Raw genomic sequence first — 22,866 nt, 5'->3', positions numbered from 1 at the left:
CCGCTGCCTTGCCTTCATCGCCCTGCGCCCACCAACCCCGGCATCACCGTGAAATCCACTTGCGCCTGCGCCAGTTGCTGCATGGCCGGGATCAGGGCGCGGGCGTCGCCGCGTCGCCATTGGAAGGCGTAGTGCAGAGGCGCGAGGGCAGCCTTGGGATGGGCGCCCCCGACGGCGCGCAGGCCCAGGGCGGCGATCCAGCCGGTGGGCAGGAAGCCTACGCCCAGGCCGGCGCGCAGCATGCCGGCCACGGCGCCCCAGCTGTTGCACAGGATGCGCTCGCGCACGCTGGCGCCCTGGGCGAGCAGCCAGTCGTCCAGCAGGCGCGTGGTGCCGGCCTGCGGGGGCAGGGTGACCAGCGCATGGCGCTGCAGCAGGGCCGTGGCGCCCAGGCGGCCCGCGCCTGCCAGGCCGGGGGCCACGGCCCAGGCAAAGCGTGCGGCGCCCACGGGGCGGGACAGCAGGCTGCTGCGCGAGGAGCGGCCAGCGATGACGGCAAAGTCCAGCTCGCCGTCGTCCAGGCGCTGCTCCAGCACGCCGCCCACGTCCACATGGGGCTCCAGCACCAGTTGCGGATGGGCCTGGCGTGCGGCGGCCACGAAGGCCGGCAGCCAGGTCAGCGCCGACAGGTCGCCCACGCCGAAGCGGCAATGGCCGGCCAGCGCCTCGCGCGTGTCCAGGGCCTGGCCCAGCGCGGCCATGGCGTTGAGCACCTCCAGCGCGGCGGGCAGCAGGCGCTGGCCGGCATCCGTGAGCACGGCGCGGTGGCCGCTGCGGTCGAACAGCGGCTGGCCCAGCGCGGATTCCAGTTCCGTGATGCGCTTGGACAGCGAGGACACGGACAGGTGCACGCGCTGCGCTGCCGTGGCGAAGTTGCTGCAGGTGGCGGCCCACCAGAAGGCTTCGAGCTGCTTGACCGAGGGTGTGGACATGGGTTTGTCATTGGCAAAAAGCGAACAAGTGCATTCTAAATAATCCACTTTCATTCAATGGATGCGCGGCCTACAGTGGCGCCGGTTCCTGAACATTCCGAGGTCCGCACCATGGCCGCCATCGCTTCCTCCTCTGCCTCCACGCCTTCGGCATCCGCCCTGCCGGCGCCGCGCGCCCCGGCCGTGCTGCGCCGCATGCTGTCGCTGCATGATTTCGAGGAGGCCGCGCGCCGCAGGCTGCCCCGGCCCATCTTCGGCTACATCGCCGGGGCGGCAGAGGACAACGCCTCGCTGCGCGACAACCGCGAGGTGTTCGGCGAATGGGGCCTGACCACGCGCGTGCTGGCCGATGTGTCGCAGCGCTCGCAGGCCGTGGAGTTGTTCGGCGAGCGCTATGCCAGCCCTTTCGGCATTGCGCCCATGGGCATCAATGCGCTGTCCACCTACCGGGGCGACCTGGTGCTGGCGCGCGCGGCCCAGCGCGCGGGCATTGTGTCGGTGATGAGCGGCACTTCGCTGATCCCCATGGAGGAGGTGGCGCGCGAGAGCCCGGCCACCTGGTTCCAGGCCTATATCCCTGGTGACCAGGCCCGCATCGACGCGCTGATCGACCGCGTGGAGCGCGCAGGCTTTCGCACCCTGGTGGTGACGGTGGACATACCGATCTCCGCCAACCGCGAGAACAACATCCGCACCGGCTTTTCCACGCCGCTCAAGCCCAGCCTGCGCCTGGCCTGGGACGGCATGGTGCGCCCGGGCTGGGTGGCCGGCACCTTCCTGCGCACGCTGCTGCGCCACGGCATGCCGCATTTCGAGAACTCCTTTGCCACGCGCGGCGCGCCCATCATGTCGTCCAGCGTGATGCGCGACTTTTCGGCACGCGACCACTTGAGCTGGCGCCACATCGAGGCCATCCGCCGCCGCTGGAAGGGGCCGCTGGTCATCAAGGGCGTGCTCAGCGTGGAGGACGCGCTGCAGGCGCGGCGCGTGGGGGCCGATGGCATCGTGCTGTCCAACCATGGCGGGCGGCAGCTCGACGGCGCGGTGTCGGCCATGCGCATTCTTGAGGACGTGGTGGCGGCCCTGGGGCCGGACTATCCGGTGCTGATCGACGGGGGCTTCAGGCGCGGCTCCGATGTGCTCAAGGCCGTGGCGCTGGGCGCGCGCATGGTGCTGGTGGGCCGGCCCTTCAACTATGCCGCCGCCGTGGGCGGCGAGGCCGGCGTGCTGCACGCCATCGGCCTGCTGCGCGACGAGGTGGACCGCAACCTGGCCATGCTGGGCGCCTCCTCCTGCGGCGCGCTGGACCGCTCGCATATCGTGCGCCGCGCATCGGCCTGACAGAAACCTCCACCGTCCGTTCAAAACACAGCCATTCCCAGGAGACATTCCATGAACCACTTCACTTCACGCCGCAGCCTGTGCGCCCTGCTGCTGGCCGCTGGTGTCGTACCGGCCGCCATGGCGGCCGATGCCGGCGCCTATCCCACGCGCCCGGTGCGCCTGATCGTGCCGTTTGCGGCCGGTGGCACCACCGACATCGTGGCGCGAGCGATCGCGCCGCGCATGGCCGAGGCCCTGGGCCAGCCGCTGGTGGTGGACAACAAGGGCGGCGGCGGAGGCGCCATCGGCGCGCACGAGGCCGCGCGTGCCCAGCCCGACGGCTACACGCTGGGCGTGGCCACCGTGTCCACCACGGCCACCAATCCGGCCATCAACCCGCGCCTGCCCTACAACCCGCTCACCGATTTCACGCCCATCATCAACATTGCGGCCACGCCCAATGTGCTGGCTGTGCATCCGGGCTTCAAGGCGCAGAGCTTTGCGGCCTTCGTGGACGAGGTCAAGAAGAACCCCGGCAAGCATGCCTACGGCACGGCGGGCACGGGCTCCATAGGCCACATGCTGATGGAGCTGATGTCCAGCCGCTCGGGGCTGTCGCTCACGCATGTGCCCTACCGGGGATCGGGCCCTGCGCTCAACGATGCGGTGGCGGGCCAGGTGCCCATCGTCTTCGACAACCTGCCCTCGGCCCTGCCCTTCATCAAGGCGGGCCGGCTCACCGCGCTGGCGGTGGCCGCGCCCGAGCGCCTGGCCCAGCTGCCGCAGGTGCCCACCTTCAAGGAGCTGGGGCTGGAGCCGGTCAACCGCAGCGCCTTCTATGGCATCTACGGCCCCAAGGGGCTGCCGCCCGAGATCGTGGCGCGCCTGCATGCGGCCGCCCAGCGCGCACTGGCCAGCCCCGAGGTGCGCCGCCAGATCGAGGACACGGGCTCGCGCGTGATCGGCAACCGCCCCGAGGAGTTCGCACGCGAGATCGCGGCCGAGAACGCCCTGTACCGCAAGATCGCCACGGAGCGGCGCATCGTGGCGGATTGAGCGCCAGCCAGGGCGGGAATGGGGGATGGGGTCCGGGGCTGCGAAAAAATTTTCACCAACGCTGTCACAACGCGCACGCCCCGCGCGTCTTGAAGGTATGGGCCCGCCATTCCGGCCGGCTGCTACATCCCTCAAGGAGTGTTTTCCATGACCGCTTCGTCCTCCGCTGCCACCGGCGCCCGTCCTCTTGCCGCCCCCACGCCGCGCCTGAACTTCCAGGCCGTCGCCCCCGAGCTGTACAAGGCCCAGGCCGGCATCAACGCGCTGCTCAACCAGTCCAGCCTGGGCATCCAGCTGCTGGAGCTGGTGTTCCTGCGCGTCTCGCAGATCAACGGCTGCGCCTTCTGCGTGGACATGCACACGCGCGAACTGCTGTCCCGGGGCGAGGACCTGCAGCGCATCAACAGCATCGTCACCTGGCCCGAGGTGGATTTCTACGACGGGCGCGAGCGCGCCGCCCTGAACTGGGCCGAGCGCTGCACGCGCCTGAGCCAGGCCCATCCCGAGCAGCAGGACTTCGAGGCGCTGCGCCCGCATTTCAGCGAGCGCGAGATGGTGGAGCTGACCTATGCCATCGGCAGCATCAATGTCTGGAACCGCCTGTGCGCGGGCTTTGCAGCGCCCGTGGCACGCAAGCCGATCAAGCTCTGAACGCCTGCAAGCCGCTCACTCCGCCGAGAGCTTTCGCTCCTTCACCAGCCTGCCCCACTGCTCGTATTCCTTCTTCATGAAGGCCGCGAACTCGGCGCGCGTGGTGGGCTGGGGGGTGAGGCCGTGCTTGTTCAGCGCCTCCTTGACGCCCGGGTCATTGAGTACCTTGACGATCTCGGTGTTCCAGCGGTCCAGCATCGGCTTGGGCGTCTTGCCCGGTGCCACGAAGGCATACCAGTTCAGCGCCTCGAAGCCGGGATAGCCGGCTTCGGCCACCGTGGGGATGTCGGGCATGTACGCCGGGCGCGTGAGGCCCGTGGTGGCCAGCGGGATCAGCTTGCCGGCCTCGATGTGGGGCAGGGCCGTGGGCGGCGCGGCGAAGTAGCTGGTCACGCGCTCGCCCAGCAGGTCCTGCAGCGCGGGCGCGCCGCCCTTGTAGGGCACATGCACCATGTCGATGCCCGCGCGCTGGTTGAACAGCTCGCCTGCCAGGTGGGAGGCCGAGCCCGCGCCCGTCGAGGCGTAGTCCACCGTGCCCGGGTTCTTTTTGGCCTTGGCCACGAACTCGGCCAGGGTCTTCACGCCCGCGCCCTTGTGCACCACCAGCACGTTGGGAAAGTTCACGCCGCCCGAGATGGGCGCCAGGTCCTTGAAGGGGTCGTAGGGCAGCTTCATCAGGTGCGGCGCAATGGTCAGCGGCCCCACCGAGCCGAACAGCAGCACCGAGCCGTCGGCCGCCGCGTTGGCCACCTGCTGGTGGGCGATGTTGCCGCCCGCGCCGCCCTTGTTCTCCACCACCACGCTCTGGCCGATGTTCTCGCCCAGCTTCTTGGCGATCAGGCGCGCGGCCGCATCTGCGGCGCCGCCGGCGGCGAAGCCCACGACCAGGGACACGGGCTTCTTGGGAGGAAAGTCCTGGGCCTGCGCACTGGCGGCCAGTGCGAGCAGGGAGGCGGCCAGGGCGGTGGCGTGCAGGAAGTTGCGCTTGTTCATCATGGGGTTGTCTCCGTCATTGGCTGGGAATCGGGGCGGATGCGGCTAGTCGGCGCCCAGCCCGATGGGGCTGGGCTGGCGCTTTTCGGTGTTGTGGCGCAGCAGGGATGCCGTGCGGAACACGCCGTGCGCGAACTTGCCGTAGGGCAGGGTGGCGAACAGGGCGATCACCGCGCCCAGGTGCAGGCACAGCAGCAGGGCCAGCGCCGGCGTTCCGCGGCCCAGCCACAGCGCCATGCCGCTGGCGGCGACCAGGAACAGCAGGGCGATGAAGCCCAGGTCCATGGGTTTCTGGCGCGCGTCGCCATGCAGCGGGTGGCGCCTGCGGTTCAGGCGCCACAGGCCTGCGGTGCCCAGCATGAGGCTGGTGCCGCCCACCGCGCCCAGCAGCTTGGGCAGGCTGGGGAATTCGTAGGGCGCCGCCCAGCCGAACACGTAGTGGTAGACCGTGGCCAGCGCCGTGGCCGCAAAGCACAGCAGGAAGCCGTAGAAGGTCAGGTGGTGAAAGCGCCTGCGGCTCAGGGTGTAGGCATCGTCCTCGTTGTGGCAGCCCTCGCCGTGGCCGCCGTCCAGGTATTTGAGGCGCAGCACGTCGTGCGCGGCCTCGGCCGCCGCCGGCGTGCCCACGTCCACGCCGCCGGTGGCGGGCTTGACGTCCTTCCAGAAGCGGCGCACGCCCATGGCCAGTGCCAGCACCACGAACAGGAACACGGGCGCGAAGATGCCCACCAGCAGGTTGTGCGGGAACAGGTTGTAGAAGTTGGCGCCCAGGTCGGCGCCCCACAGCCGGCCCAGGCCGCCCTGCAGGGCCACGGCCAGCACCAGGAACAGCGACAGGCCTGCGGCCAGGGCCAGCGACAGCGTGAGCCCGTTCCTCTGGTACAGGCGCCCCAGGGCGGGCGGCCAGGCGTAGTCGACATAGGTCTGGCCGCGCACCTCGGCCATGGCCTTGGGGATGTTGATGGCGAATTCATGCGGCGGCGCGTACTGGCAGGCATGCAGGCAGGCGCCGCAGTTGTGGCACAGGTTGGCCAGGTAGTGCACATCGGCCTTGCCGAACTCCAGCCGCCGCGTCATGGCCGGGAAGACCGCGCAAAAGCCTTCGCAGTAGCGGCAGGCGTTGCAGATCTGCAGCGCGCGCGCCACCTCGCCTTCGGCGGCCGTTTCGGTGGAAACCGGCAGGATGGGAATGACCCGGCCGGCGGCCAGGTCCTGGGCTTCTTGGGCCAGGGCGTTCAGGGTCTGCATCTCGGTCAAGCCTTCTCTGTCACTGCGCCGCGCACGGCGGGGTGGCCCGTGGCGGCCAGGGCTGCGTTGCGGCCCGCGATGCGGCCGAAGGCCGTGCCGATGGACATGCCCACGCCGGCCGTATAGCCCTTGCCCAACACGTTGCCGGCCATCATTTCGCCGGCCACGAACAGGCTGGTGCTGGGCTGGCCGGCAAAGCGCACGGCCGCCGTGTCGTCGGTCTCCAGGCCCAGGTAGGTGAAGGTCACGCCGGGGCGCAGCTGGTAGCCGTAGAAGGGCGCCGTGTCGATGGGGCGGGCCCAGTGGGTCTTGGCGGGCACCAGGCCCTCGGTGTGGCAGTCGTCCAGCGCCGTGTGGTCGAAGTGGCCGACGCGGCAGGCGCCGTTGTAGGCATCCAGGGTCTGCATGAAGCGTTCCTCGTCCAGGCCCAGCTTGCGTGCCAGCTCGGGCAGGGAGTCGGCGCGCACGCCCGGGAAGACCGGCGGCATGAAGCGGCCAATGGCCTTGGCGTCGATGACGGACCAGGCGGTCTGGCCCGGCTGCTGGGCCACCAGGCGGCCCCAGATGGCATAGCGCTTGGGCCAGAAGTCCTCGCCCTCGTCGTAGAAGCGCTCGGCCTCGCGGTTGACCACCACGCCCAGCGAGACGCAATCGATGCGCGTGCAGATGCCGCCGTCGTACAGCGGCGCGCGCGCGTCGATGGCCACCATGTGGGCCTGGGTGGGGTCGCCGATGCGGTCGGCGCCATGGTCTTCGAGCAGGTGGCGCAGCAGCACGCCGCGGTTGAAGGCCGTGCCGCGGATCAGGAAGTTGTCGGACGGCCACTCGCCGCGCGCGTTCTGCCCCCAGGCCTCACGCAGCCACTCGCGGTTGGACTCGAAGCCGCCCGCCGCCAGCACGCAGGTCTTTGCGGTGATGCGCTGCTCGCCCACCCAGGCGGCCTTGAACTCGCCGTCCTCGATCTCCAGCCGGTCCACGGGCGACGCGTAGCGCACCTGCACACCCAGCCGTTCGGCGCTGCGGTAGTAGGCATTGACCAGGGCCTTGCCGCCGCCCATGAAGAAGGCATTGGTGCGCGCTACATGCAGGGCGCCCGACAGCGGCGGCTGAAAGTGCACGCCGTGGCGGCGCATCCAGTCGCGGCAGGTGGAGGAGGCTCGGATCACCATGCGCGCCAGGTGCTCGTTGGTGATGCCGCCCGTGACCTTGAGCAGGTCCTGCCAGAACTCCTCCTCAGGGTAGGCCTCGACCAGCACGTCCTGGGGCGCGTCGTGCATGCAGCGCAGGTTGCGCGTGTGGCCGGAATTGCCGCCGCGCCAGTCGCGCGGCGCCGCCTCCAGCAGCAGCACGCTGCGGCCTGCCTCGCGCGCCATCAGGGCCGCGCACAGGGCGGCATTGCCGCCGCCTATGACCAGGACATCGGGGTCCATGGAGTTCTCCTTGCATTCGCCATCGTGGGGATTGCGAATGTAGGGAGAACGCCGCGCGGCGGGCAGGGGCCCGCCGGCATGGGGGTATCAGTCTTCGTGATGGATGAGGGCCGTGCCAGCCCAGGCGCCGCCGCGCAGCAGCTGGCGCACGCAGTCGATCAGCACCACGCGCGCGGCCAGGGCGGCGGGCGACAGCTCATCCTCGGACAGGCTGCACAGCAAGTTGGTGCGCAGGGCATCTTTGTCCGTGATACGCGACCACTCGAAGCGCTGCGCGGCATCGGCATAGCGGCCCATGGAGGCCCAGGGCTGCACCGTGCTGCCCAGGCCTGCATCCACGGCCGCCATGACCATGGACAGCGAGTCCACCTCCAGCACCAGATGCGGCGTGAAGCGCGCCTGCGAGAAGGCCGTGTCCAGCGTGCTGCGCAGGCCGTGCAGGCCCGTGGGCAGGATCAGCGATTCGCCGGCCAGGTCGGCCAGCGCCATCTGCGGCGGCAGCGGCTCGGGGTGGTGGCCACGCGCGCGGATCAGGAACAGCTCTTCCTCGATCAGCGGGTGCACCTGCCAGCGCCGCCCGCCTGCGCGGGCCTGACCGCCGTGCAGGCGGGCGTCGAACAGCACGGCCATGTCCAGCGCGCGCGCATTGAGCATGTCGGTCAGGTGGCCGGACATGCCCTCCACCATGTGCAGGCGCACATCGGGGTAGCGCGCGCGCATGGCCTGCATCATGGGCAGGCCCAGCATGGCCGAGGTGGTGGGCGCCAGGCCCACGCTGACCGAGCCCGACAGCCGCGCCTGCTGCGCGCTGCGCACGGCCTGCTCGGCATGGCGCAGCGTGAGCTGGGCCTCGCGGAAGAAGGCCACGCCCGCCTCGGTGGGCACCACGCCGCGCGGCGTGCGCTGCAGCAGCCGGGTGGACAGCTCGCTTTCCAGGCGGCTGACCTGCTGGCTCAGCGCGGACTGGACCATGTCCAGGTCCAGGGCGGCGCGGCTCATGGAGCCCAGTTCGACGATGCGGACGAAGTAGCGGAGTTGTCTCAGTTCCATGGGGGCGGCGCTTGTGGATGGCAGCGGCGATTGTCGGTGCAGATCGTCGGCGCAGATTCTCGGTGCAGACCGGGCGGGCCGCTGCACCGGGGGCTTGGCCTCAGATGCCGCGCGGCAGCAGGGCCGCCAGGGCCTCGCCTATCGAGCGCGCAATCAGCTTCTGGCGCTCGCCGGGCATGCGCTCCAGCGTGGAGGCCACGCTGACGGCGGCCACGGGCTCGCCTTCGGCATTGCGCACCGCCATGCCCACGGCCAACACGCCACGCGTGGCGTGGTTGCCGATGACGGACCAGCCGCGCTGGCGCGTGGCCTTCACCAGCAGGGCCATGCGCTCGGGCGTCATGCCGCCGTACTGCTCCAGCACGGGCGCGTTGGCCGCCATCGCGGCCTGCACCTCGGCATCGGGCAGGGCGGCCAGCAGGGCCAGGCCCGCCGCTCCCACGCCCAGCGGCTGGCGCGTGCCCACCTGGATCACCAGGATCTGCACCGGATGCGTGCCCACATGGCGGGCGATGCAGTGCGATGCCGCGCCTTCGCGCACGATGGCAAAGGCCGCGTCCGCGCAGCCCGCGCTCACGCGCTCCAGCACGGGCTGCAGCCGCACGGCCATGTTGGGCTGGCCTGCGCTGGCGGCCGTGGCCGCCAGCCGGTGGCCGGCCGCATAGCCGAAGCGCCCCCTGTGCGCCACATAGCCGCTGTCCACCAGGGTGGACAGCAGGCGGTACACCGTGGCGCGCTCCAGCCCCGTGGCGCGGCACAGGTCAGCGACGCGCAGGCCCTCGCGGCCTGCGGCCAGCACGGCGTCCAGCACCTGCAGGCCACGGCGCAGCGTGCGGCTGCCGGCATCGTCGGCGGAGACTGGAATGTCCGCTGGCCGGACGTTTGGATTGGTGCTGCGCGAAGGCATGGAAAAGAATTTCCCGGTGATTGCAGGCAGGGCAGAAAAGGGCCTGCGTGCAGCGCGCAGTGTGCCGCAGGCCGTCGAAAGCCCACACAGGCAGACATAAGCGGACATAAGCAGACATAAGCAGACATCAGAACGATCACCTGGAGACAAGACATGACCACCCCTGCCCGTTTCAATCCGTGGGCGCGCCGGCGCCTGCTGGCCTGTTCCTTCACCTGCGCACTGGCCGGCATGGCCGCCGCGACCGTGGCGTTGGCGCCAGCGCCCGTGCTGGCGCAGCCGGCGTCCTGGCCGGCCCGGCCCGTGCGGCTGGTGGTGGGCTATGCGGCCGGCGGCGCCACCGATGTGATCGCACGCCTGGTGGCCGCCCGGATGGGCGAGCAGCTGGGCCAGAGCGTGGTGGTGGACAACCGCACGGGCGCCAACAGCAATGTGGGCGCCGAGGCCGTGGCGCGGGCGCCTGCGGACGGCTACACGCTGTATGTCTACACCATTGCCAACACCATCAATGCCTCGCTCTATCCCCGGCTCGGCTATGACCCGGTCAAGGACTTCGAGCCTATCGGCCTGATCGCCAAGATTCCCAACATCCTCGTGGTCAACCCGCGCCTGCCCATACAGAACGTGGCCGACTATGTGCGCCATGCCCGGCAGAGTGCGCAGGGCATCAGCTTCGCCTCGTCGGGCAGCGGCTCGTCGATCCACCTGTCGGGCGAGATGTTCCGTCAGCTCTCGGGCCTGCGCATGCTGCACGTGCCCTACCGGGGCAGCGCACCGGCCATCACCGACCTGCTGGGCGGGCAGGTGGATTCCATGTTCGACAACGCGCCCTCGGCCCTGCCCCATGTGCAGGCCGGCAAGCTGCGCGCGATCGCCATCACCAGCGCCCGGCGCTCGGCGCTCGGCGCTGCTGCCCGATGTGCCCACGCTGGCGGAGTCGGGCTATGCGGGCTTTGACGTGCAGTCGTGGTTCGGCCTGGCCGCCCCTGCGGGCACGCCGCCCGCCGTGATCGAGCGCCTGAACCATGCCCTGAATACCGCCCTGGCCGCACCCGAGCTGCGCCAGCGCCTGGGCGAGATGGCCGCCACGCCCGAGCCCGGCACCCCGGCGCAGATGCGCAGCTTTGCGGCGTCGGAGATCAAGCGCTGGCGCGAGGTGGTCAAGGCCTCGGGCGCCACCGCCCAGTAGTTCGACACACGTTCGGCAAAAGCTCAACACAACCGCCCCACAAGGAGACGACCCCCATGCAACCCATTGATTTTTTCTGGCGCGCGGCCGAGCGCTGGCCGCAGCGCATCGCCATCGACGCACCGGGCGGCTGCATGCGCTATGACGCGCTGGCCCGCAAGGTGGCCGCGCTGGCGGCCGGCCTGCAGGCGCTGGAGCCCGCCGTGCAAAGCCGCGTGGGCATCTGCGCGGGCAACAGCGCAGACCATGTCGCCGCCCTGCTGGCGGTGATGGCCAGCGGCAAGGTCTGGGTGCCGCTCAATCCCAAGAGCACGCAGTCCGAGGTGCGCCGCATCATCGATGCCACCGAGCCCTCCATCGTGCTGTGCGATGCGGGTGGCGCTGCACTGGTGCAAGGGGCGCCGGGCATCCACCTGGTGCTGGGCGAGGGCACGGCGGCCCTGGAGCAGGCGCAGGCCGGCGCTTTGCCTGTGACACCCGACCTGCCCGCCGATGCCATCCAGGCCATCAAGTTCACGGGCGGCACCACGGGCCTGCCCAAGGGCGTGATGCAGCCCTGCCGCGCCTGGATGGCCGGCATTGCCAACCAGATCCAGGCCTGGGGGTTCGATGAGCATGACCGCTACGTCATGGCCGCGCCCATCACGCATGGCACGTCCACCTACCTGCTGCCCATCCTGGCGCAGGGCGGCTGCCATGTGCTGCTCGACGGTGCGGGTGCCGAGGCCGTGCGCAGCGCCTTTGCCCTGCGCGGCGGCACCGTGTGCTTCATGCCGCCCACCCTGATCTACATGCTGATGGCGCTGCCGGGCGCCAGCCGTGCGGACTTCCCCGGCCTGCGCCGCCTCATCTACGGCGGCGCCGCCATGCCGCCCGAGAAAATCCGCCAGGTGCGCGCCTTCTTCGGCCCCGTGCTGGCCACCACCTATGGCCAGACCGAGGCGCCGCAGATCCTCACGGCCATGCGGCCCGAGGACTTCGAGGACGAAGGCCTGTGGACCTCCGTGGGCCGGACCACCTGGTTCAGCGACCTGGCCATCATGGCGCCCGACGGCCGCCTGCTGCCCCGGGGCGAGGTGGGCGAGGTCGTGGCGCGCGGCGATCTGCTGATGAGCGGCTACTGGCGCCTGCCCGGCAAGACGGCAGAGACCCTGGTGAACGGCTGGCTGCACACGGGGGACCGGGGCCTGATCGATGCGCAGGGCTACCTGCACCTCAAGGACCGCCTGAAGGACCTGATCATCACGGGCGGCTTCAACGTCTATCCCGTGGATGTGGAAAACGCCCTGGGCCAGCATCCGGCCGTGCACGAGTGCGTGGTCTTCGGCATCCCCGACGACCATTGGGGCGAGGCCGTGCAGGCCGCCGTGCAATTGCGCGCCGAACTGCGCCCCGACCAGCGGCCGGACGAGGCCGAACTGATCGCCTTCGTGCGCCAGCGCCTGGGCCCCGTGCAGACACCCAAGCGCATCCACTTTCACGCCAGCCTGCCGCGCTCGCCCGTGGGCAAGCTGCTCAAGACGGCCGTGCGCGAGCTTGCGCTGGCACCCCGCTGATCCCGCACACCATCACAAGGAGACCCTGGCCATGGCCACGCACCAACCCCCCGTCACCCGCCTGTGCACCCACACCCTCACCAGCCTGCATTACCGCGATGCCGACCTGGTCGAGGACCTGATGGGCAAGAAGACCTTCACCGAGGTGATGCTGATGCAGATCCTGGGCCGCACGCCGCGCCCCGTGGACCTGCGCATCGCCGATGTGGTGCTCATCGTGCTCATGGAGCATGGCCTCACGCCCAGCGCCATCGCCACGCGCCTCATCTACATGAGCGCGCCCGAAAACCTGCAGGGCGCCGTCTCGGCCGGCCTGCTGGCCGTGGGCAGCTCCTTCGTGGGCACCATGGAGAACTGCGCCGCGCTGCTCGACCGCATCGCCGCCGCCGCCGATCCTGACGCCGAGGCCCGCGCCATCGCCCGGCACCACAAGGCGTTGAAAAGCCCCGTGCCCGGCTTCGGCCACCACCTGCACAAGCCCGTGGACCCGCGCGCCTACAAGCTGCTGGACATGGGCCGCGCCGAACCCGAACTGGCGGGCAGCAGAATCCGCGCGCTCGAAATCCTCTCTGCCGCCGTGGACGCCGCAGCGGGCCGGCCCATCACCATCAATGCCACGGGGGCCGTGGCCGCCCTGCTGGGCGAGATCGGCGTGCCCACGGCCGTGATGCGCGGCTTTGCCGTCATCTCGCGGGCGGCCGGGCTGGTGGCGCATGTGGTGGAGGAGCAGCAAAGCCCGTCGGGCCGGTTCATCTGGGAAACGGTGGAGGAAGCCATCCCCTACGCGGGGCATGCAGTTTCCGCGAACGCAGCATGAAGCAATGACCGATGGACCGCCAGCCCCCCTGCCGCGACCATCACCCCCATGCAACACAACCATGGATTGTCCAGCGCCCTCGACGGCCTGCGCGTGGTGGACCTGTCCCGCATCCTGGCGGGACCCTGGTGCACCCAGAACCTTGCCGACCTGGGCGCATCGGTGCTCAAGATCGAGCGTCCCGGCACGGGCGACGACACGCGCGCCTGGGGCCCGCCCTTCGTGCAGGCGCCCGGTGGCGAGGCCGTGTCGGCCTACTTCCTGTCCTGCAACCGCGGCAAGCAGTCGGTGGCGCTGGACTTCACCGAGCCGGCCTCGCATGCCTGGCTGCTGCGCCAGATCCGCGATGCCGACGTGCTGGTGGAAAACTACAAGGCCGGCGCGCTGGCGCGCCACGGGCTGGACTACGCGGCGCTGGCCGCCATCAACCCCGGGCTGATCTACCTGTCGATCACGGGCTTTGGTCAGAGCGGCCCGTTTGCGCACAAGCCCGGCTACGACTATGTGTTCCAGGGCCTGGGCGGCCTCATGGGCTACACGGGCGTGGCCGATGGCGAGGAGGGCGCGGGCCCGCTGCGCACGGGCGTGGCCGTGGTGGACCTGATGACGGGCATGTATGCCACCAGCGCCGTGCTGGCGGCCGTGGTGCAGCGCCAGCGCACGGGGCGCGGCCAGCACATCGACCTGGCGCTGCTGGACGTGGCCGTGGCCATGAATGCCAACCAGGCGGCCAACTACCTGGTCAGCGGCGAGAACCCGCGCCGCACGGGCAACGCCCATCCCAATTGCGCGCCCTACGAGGTGTTTGCCTGCGAAGACGGGCATTTCATCCTGGCCATCGGCAATGACGGGCAGTTCGCCGCCCTGTGCTCCGTGCTGGGCACGGACTGGCACCTGGACGCGCGCTTTGCCACCAATGCCGCGCGCCTGACCGGCATGGCGCAACTGCGCCCGCTGCTGCGCGCGGCGCTGGGCCGCTGGCCGCTGCAGGCCCTGACCGATGCGCTGGACACCGCCCAGGTGCCCTGGGGCTGCATCAACACCATGGAGCAGGTCTTCGCCCATCCGCAGGTACGGCACCGCCAGATGCTGCAGACGGTGGAGCACCCGCAGCTGGGCACGCTGAAGCTGGTGCGCAACCCCATGGTGCCGGCCGGCGGCGGCGCCCAGGTGCCGCCGCCGCCCGTGCTCGGTGCGGCGCCGCAGGACTTCTGAATCCCTAGACATCGACAAGCCAAGAAGGAGACAAGGATGACGAAACGCATGAAAGCACTGAAGGCCGCCGTGGCAGCCGCCGCGCTGGCGGGGATGCCGCTGGCATATGCAGCGGGGGCGGCCGGGGCGGCGGGGGCAGGAAGCTATCCCGAGCGGCCCGTACGCCTGGTCGTGCCCTATGCGGTGGGCGGCGCCACCGATGTGATCGCGCGCGTGGCGGCCCGCTACCTGGGCGAGACGCTGGGCCAGCCCGTGGTGGTGGAAAACCGCCCCGGCGCGGGCGGCAGCACGGGCTCGGCCTATGCGGCCAAGCAGCCGGCCGACGGGTACACCCTGGTGATGATGGTGGAGAGCTCGCATGCCGTGAACCCCAACGTCTACGCCAAGCCTGCGTATGACCCGGTGAAGGACTTCACCCCCATCACCAACATCGCCAACGTGCCGGGCGTGATGGTGGTCAGCGCAGGCTCGGCCTACAAGAGCGCCAGGGACGTCAGCGACGCGGCGCGCGCCGCGCCGGGCCGGCTCAACTACGGCTCCTCGGGCAATGGCGGGCTCAGCCACCTGAGCGGTGCGCTGTTCGGCAGCACCACGGGCACCACCCTCACCCATGTGCCCTACAAGGGCCTGGGGCCGGCGCTCAACGACCTGATGGCGGGGCAGCTCGATGTGGTGTTCGACAACATGCCGTCTTCCGGTGCGCTCATCGCGGGCGGCCAGCTGCGTGCGCTGGCCGTGTCCAGCCCCGTGCGCCTTCCGGCCCTGCCGGGCGTGCCCACCTATGCCGAGGCCGGTCTCAAGCCCATGAACGACATGTCCTGGTATGGCCTGGGCGCGCCTGCCAGGCTCGATCCCGCCATTCTTGCCAGGCTCAGCGAAGCCATGCGCAAGACCTTGCAAAAGCCCGAGCTGATCAAGACCATCGAGCAGCAGGGCGCCGTCGTGGACTTCCAGGAGCCTGCGCAGTTCAGGCAGACGGTGGAGCGCTCCAACCGCGCCTGGTCCCAGCTGATCCGCGACATCGGATTCGAGAAACTTTGAGGAGATCTGCCGTGCATGCACAAGTGACCTTTCCCACCCCGCAGACCGCCGTGCTCACCATCACCGGCGGCGGGCCGCTGAACATCCTGGGCACGCCCGTGATCCGCGCGCTGACCGCGCAATTGGCCGAGCTGGCCGAGCGCCCCGATCTGCACTGCCTGGTGCTGCGCGGATCGGGCACGCGCGCCTTCGTGGCGGGGGCCGACATCCGCGAGATGGCGTCGCTCAACGCCGCCTCGGCACGCGCCTTCATCAGCGGGCTGCGCGACCTGTGCAACGCGGTGCGGCATTTTCCCGTGCCCGTGATCGCCCGGCTGCAGGGCCACACGCTGGGCGGCGGGCTGGAGCTGGCCATGGCGGCCGACCTGCGCATCGCGGCCGATGATGCCGTGGTGGGCATGCCCGAGGTCAAGGTCGGCATTCCCTCGGTGATCCACGCGGCCATGATGCCCGCGCAGATCGGCGGCACGCGCGCCAGCTGGCTGCTGCTCACGGGCGAGAACATCGGTGCCCTGCAGGCCGAGCGCTGGGGCCTGCTCAACGAATGCGTGCCCGGCGACCAGCTCGATGCGCGCATCGCGCAGATTGCCGAGGGGCTGGGCGGGATCGGCATCGAGGCGCTGCGCCAGCAAAAGCGCCTGCTGCGCCGCTGGGAGGGCATGGGCGTGGACTCGGCCATCACCGACAGCGTGGCCGAGTTCGGCGCGGCCTTCAACACGGGCGAGCCGCAGCACCACATGAATGCCTTCCTGGAGCGCAAGCAGGCCAAGGCCCAAGCCCAGCCCCAGCCCTGAACCTAGGCCTTGTCGGCCAGCCCTTTCAGAAAGCTGCGCAGCCGCTGCGCGGTGGGCGTTAGCGGCCGTTCGCTGGAGCGCACCAGCTGCAGCGGGCGCCGTGCCCAGGTTTCCTCCAGCGGCAGGCAGGCCACCGCATGCGCGGTGCCGAGCCTGCGGTAGATGCTGTGCGGAATGATGGCCAGGCCCACGCCCTGCGAGACCAGCCGCACGATGGAGGTGAAATCGTCCACATGGATGCGGCAGCGCAGCGGCCGGCCATGGCGCTTGGCCAGCTCGCGCAGAAAGGCGTAGTTGCTGCTGGTCAGCGCCATGCCCACGAAGGCATGGGACAGGGTGTCGAAGAACCGGCAGGAAGGGCCTTCGCCGTCGTCTTGCCTCTCGCCCGGCTGGGGCACCAGCGGATGGCCGGGCGGGGCGATCACCACCAGGCGGTCCAGCGCAAAGGTCTCGCAGGCCACGGCGCCCGCCATGGGCTCGCCCGCGTAGATGCCCAGGTCGGCCTCGCCCTCGGCCACGCTGGCGGCAATCGTCTCGCTGGTCTGCTCCACCAGGGTCAGGTTCACCTCGGGAAATGCGGTCAGGAACTCGCCGATGTGCGGGCCGATGAAGCCGTGCAGCGAGGAGCTGTTGGCCGCCAGCGTTGCCTTGCCCTGCAGGCTGCTGCCCAGCAGGGCGGCCTCGGCCTCCATGCCGTCGATGGCGGCGAACACGCCGCGCGCATGCTCGAGCATGGCGTGGCCTTCCTCGGTCAGCCGCATGCCCTTGTGCTCGCGCGTGAACAGCTGGCAGCCCAGGGCCTGCTCCAGATTGCGCAGGCGCTGGCTGGCGGCCGAGGGCGTCAGGTGCCGCGCCTGGCTGGCACGCGAGAGATTGCCGGCCTGGGCGATGGCCATGAACAGCTTGAGATCGGTCAGGTCGTAGCGCATGCGGGCGTTTCCTAGGGGGCAAGAGGGCCATTATTCCTGCTGGCGCAGGGCTGCAAAGCCCGTGGCGCGCAGCCTTTGAAGGGCGCTGGGATAATCGCTGCCATGACTAAACACCGCGTCGTGGTGGGCCTGTCGGGCGGTGTGGACTCCGCTGTCACGGCCCATCTCCTCAAGCAACAGGGCCATGAAGTGGTCGGCATCTTCATGAAGAACTGGGAAGATGACGACGACAGCGAATACTGCTCGTCCAATGTCGATTTCGTCGATGCCGCCGCCGTGGCCGACGTGGTCGGCATCGAGATCGAGCATGTGAACTTCGCCTCCGAGTACAAGGACCGCGTCTTCGCCGAGTTCCTGCGCGAGTACCAGGCCGGCCGCACGCCCAACCCCGACGTGCTGTGCAATGCCGAGATCAAGTTCAAGGCCTTCCTGGACCACGCCATGCGCCTGGGCGCCGAGAAGATCGCCACGGGCCACTACGCCCGCGTGCGTCAGAACCCCGGCACGCAGCTGTTCGAGCTGCTCAAGGGGCTGGACCCGGCCAAGGACCAGAGCTACTTCCTGCACCGCCTCAACCAGGCCCAGCTGTCCAAGTCCATGTTCCCCGTGGGCGAGCTGAAGAAGACCGAGGTGCGCCGCATTGCCGAGGAGATCGGCCTGCCCAACGCGAAGAAGAAGGACTCCACGGGCATCTGCTTCATCGGAGAGCGGCCGTTCCGCGACTTCCTGAACCGCTACATCAGCAAGGAGCCCGGCAACATCCTCGACGACCGCAACCGCAAGCTGGGCAAGCATGTGGGCCTGTCGTTCTACACGCTGGGCCAGCGCTCGGGCCTGGGCATCGGCGGCGTCAAGGAAAAGGGCGCGCCGCGCGGCGGCGGCGACCATGAGCCCTGGTTCGTGGCGCGCAAGGAGCTGGATACCAACACGCTGCGCGTGGTGCAGGGCCATGACCATCCCTGGCTGCTGTCGCAGTCGCTGCTGGCCGACCAGGTCAGCTGGGTGGCCGGCCACGCGCCCGCCGAGGGCAAGGCCTACGGCTCCAAGACGCGCTACCGCCAGCCCGACTCGCCGGCCCTGATCTCGGGCGCCACGCCCGAGGGCTTCCGGCTGGATTTTCCCGAGCCGCAATGGGCCGTCACGCCCGGCCAGTCGGCCGTGCTCTACGACGGCGACGTGTGCCTGGGCGGCGGCATCATCGCGGCAGTGGATCCGCACTGATGCAGCACTGACGCGGCACTGATGCGGATTGACGCCGGGCAGGATTCGGCCCGGCGCGTTTTGCTATCGTCACGGGGGGCGGCACAACCGCCCCTTTTTCTTTTTCCTTTTGTTCTTCACGACAGCACCACAGGAGACCCCATGGCTTCATCGATTCTTGCGCGCCGGCATTTTCTGGGAGCGGCCCTGGGCGCCGTGGCCACGGCCGGATGCAACGGCGAGGTGTCCTGGGGCGATCCCATCGATCCGCCCGTGACGGACCGCGTCAAGCGTGCGCTCGATCAACTCGACGGCCAGGTGCGCGCGCAGATGCGGCGCACGGGCGTGCCCGGCGTGGCCGTGGCGGTGGTGCATGAAGGGCGCCTGGTCTATGCCCAGGGCATGGGCGTGCGCCGTCTGGGCTCGTCGCTGGCCGTGGATGCGGACACGGTGTTCCAGCTCGCCTCCGTCTCCAAGTCCGTGGGCGCCACCGTGGTGGCGCAGCAGGTGGGCCAGCGCCGCGTGTCCTGGGACACGCGCGTGCAGCAGGGCCTGCCCTGGTGGACGCTGGAGGACGCAGATGCCGCCCAGCGCATCACCGTGGGCGACATGTATGCCCACCGCTCGGGCCTGCCCGCCCAGGCCGGCGATGCGCTGGAGGAGCTGGGCTACAGCCAGCGCCAGATCCTGGAGCGCCTGCGCTACCTGCCGCTGCGGCCCGTGGGCACCCAGTACGCCTACAGCAACTTCGGCCTGACCACGGGTGCCGAGGCGGTGGCTGCCATCGCGGGCCAGTCCTGGGCGGCGCTGTCGCAGCAGGCCGTCTACGGCCCGCTGGGCATGACGCAGACCAGTTCGCTGTTTGCCGATTTCGAGGCGCGCGCCAACCGCGCGGCCGGCCATTTGCGCGTCAACGGCGTATGGCAGGCGGGGCCGGTGCGCCGGCCCGATGCGCAGTCGGCCGCCGGCGGCGTCAGCTCCACGGTGCGCGACATGGCGCGCTGGATGACCATGCTGCTGGACGAGGGCCGCTTCGAGGGCCGCCAGGTGGTCGATGCGCAGGCGCTGCGCACGGCGCTGTCGCCGCAGATGCTGCAGTCGCCGGCCGGCAGCGGCGAGCCTGCGCGCTACTACGGCTTCGGCTTCAACGTGGGCGTGTCCGAGGCGGGGCGCACCACCTACAGCCACTCGGGTGCCTTCGGCACGGGCAGCGCGACCAGCTTCACCGTCATGCCCGAGCTCAAGCTGGGCATCGTGGTGCTGACCAACGGCATGCCCATCGGCGTGCCCGAGATCGTGGTCTCGCAGTTCCTGGACCAGGTCGAATGGGGCCGCCAGCGCCAGGACTGGGAGAGCATCTGGACGAAGCGGCTGGCACCCATCATGCAGCCGCATGGCGAGCTGGTAGGCAAGACCCGGCCCCCTTTCCCGCGCCCGCCCCGGCCGCTGGGCGCCTATGTGGGCAGCTACGCCAACCGCTTCTACGGGCCGGCCCAGGTCAGCCTGCAGACGGGTGGCGGGGGGCTGCAGGTCAGCCTGGGTTCGCAGCGCATGCTGCTCAGCCACTGGGATGGCGAAGTCTTCAGCTTCGTGCCCGAGGGCGATTCGCCGGGCAGCCTGTCCAAGGCCACGTTCGACGGCAACCAGCTCACGCTGGAGTATTTCGACGATGTGCTGACCCCGGCCGGCGTCAGTGCGGGGATAGGGCGCTTTTCCCGCTGAGGACGCCGTGCGCCGTGCTGCCCATGCTGTCGGGGAGGTGATCGCCGGGCACGGGCAGCCAGGCGGCCAGCACGGTGGCGCCGGGCTCTGAATCCATGTCCAGATGGCCGCCCAGGCGCTGCAGGCGCGCCTGCATGCTGCGCAGGCCCACGCCCATGCCGGCCTGCTGCACGGCGGCCACGTCAAAGCCTGCGCCGTCGTCGGTGATGCGCAGCATCAGCCAATGCGGCTCGGGCCACTGCAGCTGCACCTGCACGCACTGGGCGCGGCTGTGCTTGATCACATTGGCCAGTGCTTCCTCCAGCACGCGCGTCAGCGCCAGGCACTGCAGCGCACCGGGCGGCTGCGGCCAGGCGGCAGGCACCTGCCAGTCGGACTGCATGTCCAGCGCGTCGAACAGGCTGGCAAAGCGGTGGCGCAGCGGCGCGATCCAGGCCTGGGGCGTGTCCGGCACGGTGACGGAGACGCTGGTGCCGCTGTCGATCATCTGGCGCAGGTCGTCGCGCAGCAGCTTGAGCACGGACAGGAACTGGCGGTTGTGCATGGGGGTGCCGGCCTGCTCCACCATGGCGATGGAGCGCACCAGGGAGCCGCCCAGGCTGTCGTGCAGGTCGTGCGCCAGCTGCATCCGTTCCTGCAGCCGCGAGTGGCTGAGCGCCAGCGCATGCTCGCGCGCCAGCGTGCCGCCAAGCTCGTCGCAGGCACGCGCCACGCTGTCGGTCAGCTCCTGGTTGAACTGCTCGATGCGGCGCATGCTGAGCACGAACTGCCGGCCCAGCACCATGGACAGGGCCAGCATGGTCAGCGGTGCGGTATAGGGCATCCAGGGCGTGGCGGGGCCGATCACCTTCTTGAGCGCCAGCATGTCGTGCAGGCCCGCGCACAGGAAGACCAGCAGGCAGGCCGCGTAGACCAGGTGGCCTGGCTCGCGCGTGCGCCAGGCGTGCAGCGGAAAGTGCAGCGATACGGCCACGCAGATGCCGAAGTACACCAGGCCGATGTGCAGCACGCCGTCCACCAGCCACCAGGGCGCGAAGATGGCGGCGGCCATGCCGGCCAGCGTCAGCGCCCACAGCAGCTTTTCCAGCCGGGGCAGGTGCAGTTTTCCGAAGCGCCAGGTGAACAGGCAAAAGCTCTGGCCGAACAGCAAAAAGACCAGCAAATTGCCGCGTGCCACGGCCAGGGTGTCGGGGAAGGGCCAGGCCTCGGTGGCCAGGATATTGGCCAGGAACAGCGCCCAGCAGAAGGCATTGAGCGCGTACCAGCCAAAGGCCTTGCTGGCGCGCCGCTGCAGCCAGGCAAAGGCGAACAGCACGCCCAGCACCAGCGAGACCACGATGTTCATGGCAAACAGCGTGCGCTGGTTCCACCAGGTCTGCTCGTGCCACTGGCGCAGCGCCTCGGGCTCGCCCAGGCGCACCTCGCCCAGGCCGGGCGTCTGCTCGGCCAGGCCGTGCACGCGTATCCAAACGCTGTTGGTGCCCGCATGCAGGGCGGATTCGGGCAGCAGCCAAAAGCGCGGCATGTTCCAGCTGCGCGACAGGGGCTCGACCAGGTGCCGGTCGCGCCACAGCAGGTCGCCGTTCACGAAGACCTCGCCGGCCATGACCATGGAGTGCAGGGCCAGCGCCACGGGATCGGCGGCGGCGGGAGCGGTGGCAGAAGCGGCAGGAGGGTGAGCGCAGCCGCGCTGCCAGTCGATGCGGTACCAGACGGCGCCGCTGTAGCCGGGCCAGCGGTCCAGCCAGTGGTCGGGCAGGGTCACGTTGTGCCAATCGCGTACCGCGCTGGCCATGGGCGGCGGTCCCTGGCCTGCGGCCTTGGCGGACTGGATGGACAGGATCTGCGGCAGGCAGGCCTGGGCCAAGGCGCAGGGACTGCACAGGAGGACCGCCAGGCCCAGGGCGAGGCCCAGGGCCTGGCCCAGGGCGAGGCGCCGCACCGGGCCGAACCACCGGCGCCACCCGCCCATGGCCGTCAGCCCAGCAATCCGCGCACGCGTGCCGTGTTGACGGCGCGCGTGCGCGAGGACACGGCCAGCTTGCGGTAGATGTGCTTGATGTGGCATTCCACCGTGTAGCGCGACAGGTGCAGCTGCTCGGCGATCTCGCGGTTGGTCAGGCCATCGGCCACCAGGCGCAGGATCTGGCTTTCGCGCGCGCTCAGCGTGGACTCGGTGCCGCTGCTCTCCGGCGTGGCGGGTGCCGCGCCCTGCAGCTCGGCGATCACGCGGCGCGCGATGAAGGGGTCGATGGGGGCGCCGCCGCGCAGCACGCTGCGGATGGACAGCGACACTTCCAGGTCGTCGCGTTCCTTGAGCACATAGCCGGTGGCGCCTGCGCGCAGTGCCGCGAGGATGGCGTCCTCCGTGCTCCAGGCCGAGATCACCAGGATGCCCACGGCCGGGTCTGCGCTGCGCATCTCGGCGATCAGGTCGATGCCGCTGCCGTCGGGCAGGCCCAGGTCCACCAGGGCCAGGGCCACGGGCTCGGCCAGGCAGGCGCGGGCCTGGGCCAGGGAGCCGGCGAACAGCAGGGCATCGGGCGTGTAGCCCAGCTGGCCCAGCACGGACTGCAGCCGCTGGCGGATCAGCGGCTCGTCCTCCACCACCAGCACCGGGGCCGGAAGCGTGGACTCTGGGACAAGCAGGTGGGCGGGCATGGAAAAGGCGTGCGCAGCGGCGGGCGTAAAAAGGGGCAGGATGGCCGCCCGACTGTGGGCGAAGCCCGCATCTTTGCATATCCCTGAAAACTGGTAATCGCGGGGGTGCGCGCCGCTGCGCCGTCCATAATTCCGGCCCGGGCCGCACGGGC

At 70.1% G+C, this 22,866-nt stretch carries 19 protein-coding genes and 1 pseudogene; 11 read left to right on the top strand and 9 right to left on the bottom strand.

Annotation, left to right across the window (positions count from 1 at the left end):
• Positions 1-14: 14 nt before the first annotated feature.
• Positions 15-932 (bottom strand): LysR family transcriptional regulator, encoded by a 918-nt coding sequence (locus DELCS14_RS28410; RefSeq protein WP_013804650.1) that lies wholly within the window; start codon positions 930-932, stop codon positions 15-17.
• 111 nt (positions 933-1,043) lie between these two features.
• Between DELCS14_RS28410 and DELCS14_RS28405 the strand changes: the two genes are divergently transcribed.
• The 3 genes from DELCS14_RS28405 (at position 1,044) to DELCS14_RS28395 (ending at position 3,962) form a co-directional block, all read left to right on the top strand.
• Complete coding sequence (locus DELCS14_RS28405; RefSeq protein ID WP_013804649.1) at positions 1,044-2,273, top strand: alpha-hydroxy acid oxidase; 1,230 nt, start codon at positions 1,044-1,046, stop codon at positions 2,271-2,273.
• Between the two features lie 51 nt (positions 2,274-2,324).
• Positions 2,325-3,311: a tripartite tricarboxylate transporter substrate binding protein BugE gene (locus DELCS14_RS28400; RefSeq protein ID WP_013804648.1), complete on the top strand. Its 987-nt coding sequence runs from the start codon at positions 2,325-2,327 to the stop codon at positions 3,309-3,311.
• A gap of 147 nt (positions 3,312-3,458) precedes the next feature.
• Positions 3,459-3,962 (top strand): carboxymuconolactone decarboxylase family protein, encoded by a 504-nt coding sequence (locus tag DELCS14_RS28395; RefSeq protein WP_012202723.1) that lies wholly within the window; start codon positions 3,459-3,461, stop codon positions 3,960-3,962.
• 15 nt (positions 3,963-3,977) lie between these two features.
• On the opposite strand, the gene DELCS14_RS28390 is transcribed toward DELCS14_RS28395, so the two are convergent.
• The 5 genes from DELCS14_RS28390 to DELCS14_RS28370 form a co-directional block, all read right to left on the bottom strand.
• A complete protein-coding gene (locus DELCS14_RS28390) occupies positions 3,978-4,958 on the bottom strand; it encodes a tripartite tricarboxylate transporter substrate binding protein (protein WP_012202724.1) in 981 nt (326 codons plus the stop codon).
• A gap of 42 nt (positions 4,959-5,000) precedes the next feature.
• The gene (gene tcuB, locus DELCS14_RS28385) at positions 5,001-6,203 is read right to left on the bottom strand and encodes a tricarballylate utilization 4Fe-4S protein TcuB (protein WP_013804647.1); all 1,203 of its coding nucleotides are present in this window, start codon (positions 6,201-6,203) and stop codon (positions 5,001-5,003) included.
• A gap of 5 nt (positions 6,204-6,208) precedes the next feature.
• Entirely contained in the window at positions 6,209-7,633 is a 1,425-nt protein-coding gene (gene tcuA / locus DELCS14_RS28380; protein WP_013804646.1) for an FAD-dependent tricarballylate dehydrogenase TcuA, read from the bottom strand.
• A gap of 87 nt (positions 7,634-7,720) precedes the next feature.
• On the bottom strand, positions 7,721-8,683 hold the full coding sequence (locus DELCS14_RS28375; protein ID WP_012202727.1) for a LysR substrate-binding domain-containing protein: 963 nt from the start codon (positions 8,681-8,683) through the stop codon (positions 7,721-7,723).
• Between the two features lie 100 nt (positions 8,684-8,783).
• Positions 8,784-9,590 (bottom strand): IclR family transcriptional regulator C-terminal domain-containing protein, encoded by an 807-nt coding sequence (locus tag DELCS14_RS28370; RefSeq protein WP_013804645.1) that lies wholly within the window; start codon positions 9,588-9,590, stop codon positions 8,784-8,786.
• Positions 9,591-9,743: 153 nt separating this feature from the next.
• On the opposite strand from DELCS14_RS28370, the pseudogene DELCS14_RS28365 reads away from it, so the two are divergent.
• From DELCS14_RS28365 to DELCS14_RS28340, 6 genes and pseudogenes are all read left to right on the top strand, one after another.
• A pseudogene (locus DELCS14_RS28365) lies at positions 9,744-10,779 on the top strand (tripartite tricarboxylate transporter substrate binding protein).
• Between the two features lie 56 nt (positions 10,780-10,835).
• A complete protein-coding gene (locus DELCS14_RS28360; RefSeq protein WP_013804644.1) occupies positions 10,836-12,335 on the top strand; it encodes an AMP-binding protein in 1,500 nt (499 codons plus the stop codon).
• A 31-nt stretch (positions 12,336-12,366) separates the two neighbouring features.
• Complete coding sequence (locus DELCS14_RS28355; protein ID WP_013804643.1) at positions 12,367-13,152, top strand: citryl-CoA lyase; 786 nt, start codon at positions 12,367-12,369, stop codon at positions 13,150-13,152.
• 48 nt (positions 13,153-13,200) lie between these two features.
• Entirely contained in the window at positions 13,201-14,367 is a 1,167-nt protein-coding gene (locus DELCS14_RS28350) for a CoA transferase (protein WP_013804642.1), read from the top strand.
• A gap of 36 nt (positions 14,368-14,403) precedes the next feature.
• The gene (locus DELCS14_RS28345; protein WP_013804641.1) at positions 14,404-15,408 is read left to right on the top strand and encodes a tripartite tricarboxylate transporter substrate binding protein; all 1,005 of its coding nucleotides are present in this window, start codon (positions 14,404-14,406) and stop codon (positions 15,406-15,408) included.
• A gap of 11 nt (positions 15,409-15,419) precedes the next feature.
• Positions 15,420-16,202, top strand: a complete 783-nt coding sequence (locus DELCS14_RS28340; RefSeq protein ID WP_013804640.1) for an enoyl-CoA hydratase — start codon at positions 15,420-15,422, stop codon at positions 16,200-16,202.
• A 2-nt stretch (positions 16,203-16,204) separates the two neighbouring features.
• On the opposite strand, the gene DELCS14_RS28335 is transcribed toward DELCS14_RS28340, so the two are convergent.
• Positions 16,205-17,131, bottom strand: coding sequence for a LysR substrate-binding domain-containing protein (locus DELCS14_RS28335; RefSeq protein WP_013804639.1), 927 nt, complete (start codon positions 17,129-17,131; stop codon positions 16,205-16,207).
• 102 nt (positions 17,132-17,233) lie between these two features.
• On the opposite strand from DELCS14_RS28335, the gene mnmA reads away from it, so the two are divergent.
• Positions 17,234-18,352: a tRNA 2-thiouridine(34) synthase MnmA gene (gene mnmA, locus DELCS14_RS28330; RefSeq protein WP_013804638.1), complete on the top strand. Its 1,119-nt coding sequence runs from the start codon at positions 17,234-17,236 to the stop codon at positions 18,350-18,352.
• Between the two features lie 141 nt (positions 18,353-18,493).
• Positions 18,494-20,053 carry a serine hydrolase gene (locus DELCS14_RS28325; protein ID WP_013804637.1) on the top strand — a complete coding sequence of 520 codons (1,560 nt, stop codon included), beginning with the start codon at positions 18,494-18,496 and terminating at the stop codon, positions 20,051-20,053.
• Here the strand turns inward: DELCS14_RS28325 and DELCS14_RS28320 are convergent.
• Together DELCS14_RS28320 and DELCS14_RS28315 are read right to left on the bottom strand one after the other, a co-directional pair.
• Complete coding sequence (locus tag DELCS14_RS28320) at positions 20,022-22,025, bottom strand: ATP-binding protein (protein WP_013804636.1); 2,004 nt, start codon at positions 22,023-22,025, stop codon at positions 20,022-20,024. The genes DELCS14_RS28325 and DELCS14_RS28320 overlap by 32 nt on opposite strands.
• Positions 22,026-22,030: 5 nt before the next feature.
• Positions 22,031-22,714 carry a response regulator transcription factor gene (locus DELCS14_RS28315; RefSeq protein WP_013804635.1) on the bottom strand — a complete coding sequence of 228 codons (684 nt, stop codon included), beginning with the start codon at positions 22,712-22,714 and terminating at the stop codon, positions 22,031-22,033.
• Positions 22,715-22,866 lie beyond the last annotated feature (152 nt).

Source organism: Delftia sp. Cs1-4 (assembly GCF_000214395.1).
Taxonomy (GTDB): domain Bacteria; phylum Pseudomonadota; class Gammaproteobacteria; order Burkholderiales; family Burkholderiaceae_C; genus Comamonas; species Comamonas acidovorans.
The sequence above is the reverse complement of the archived record's forward strand: the minus strand, read 5'-3'. Positions and strand labels throughout refer to the sequence as shown.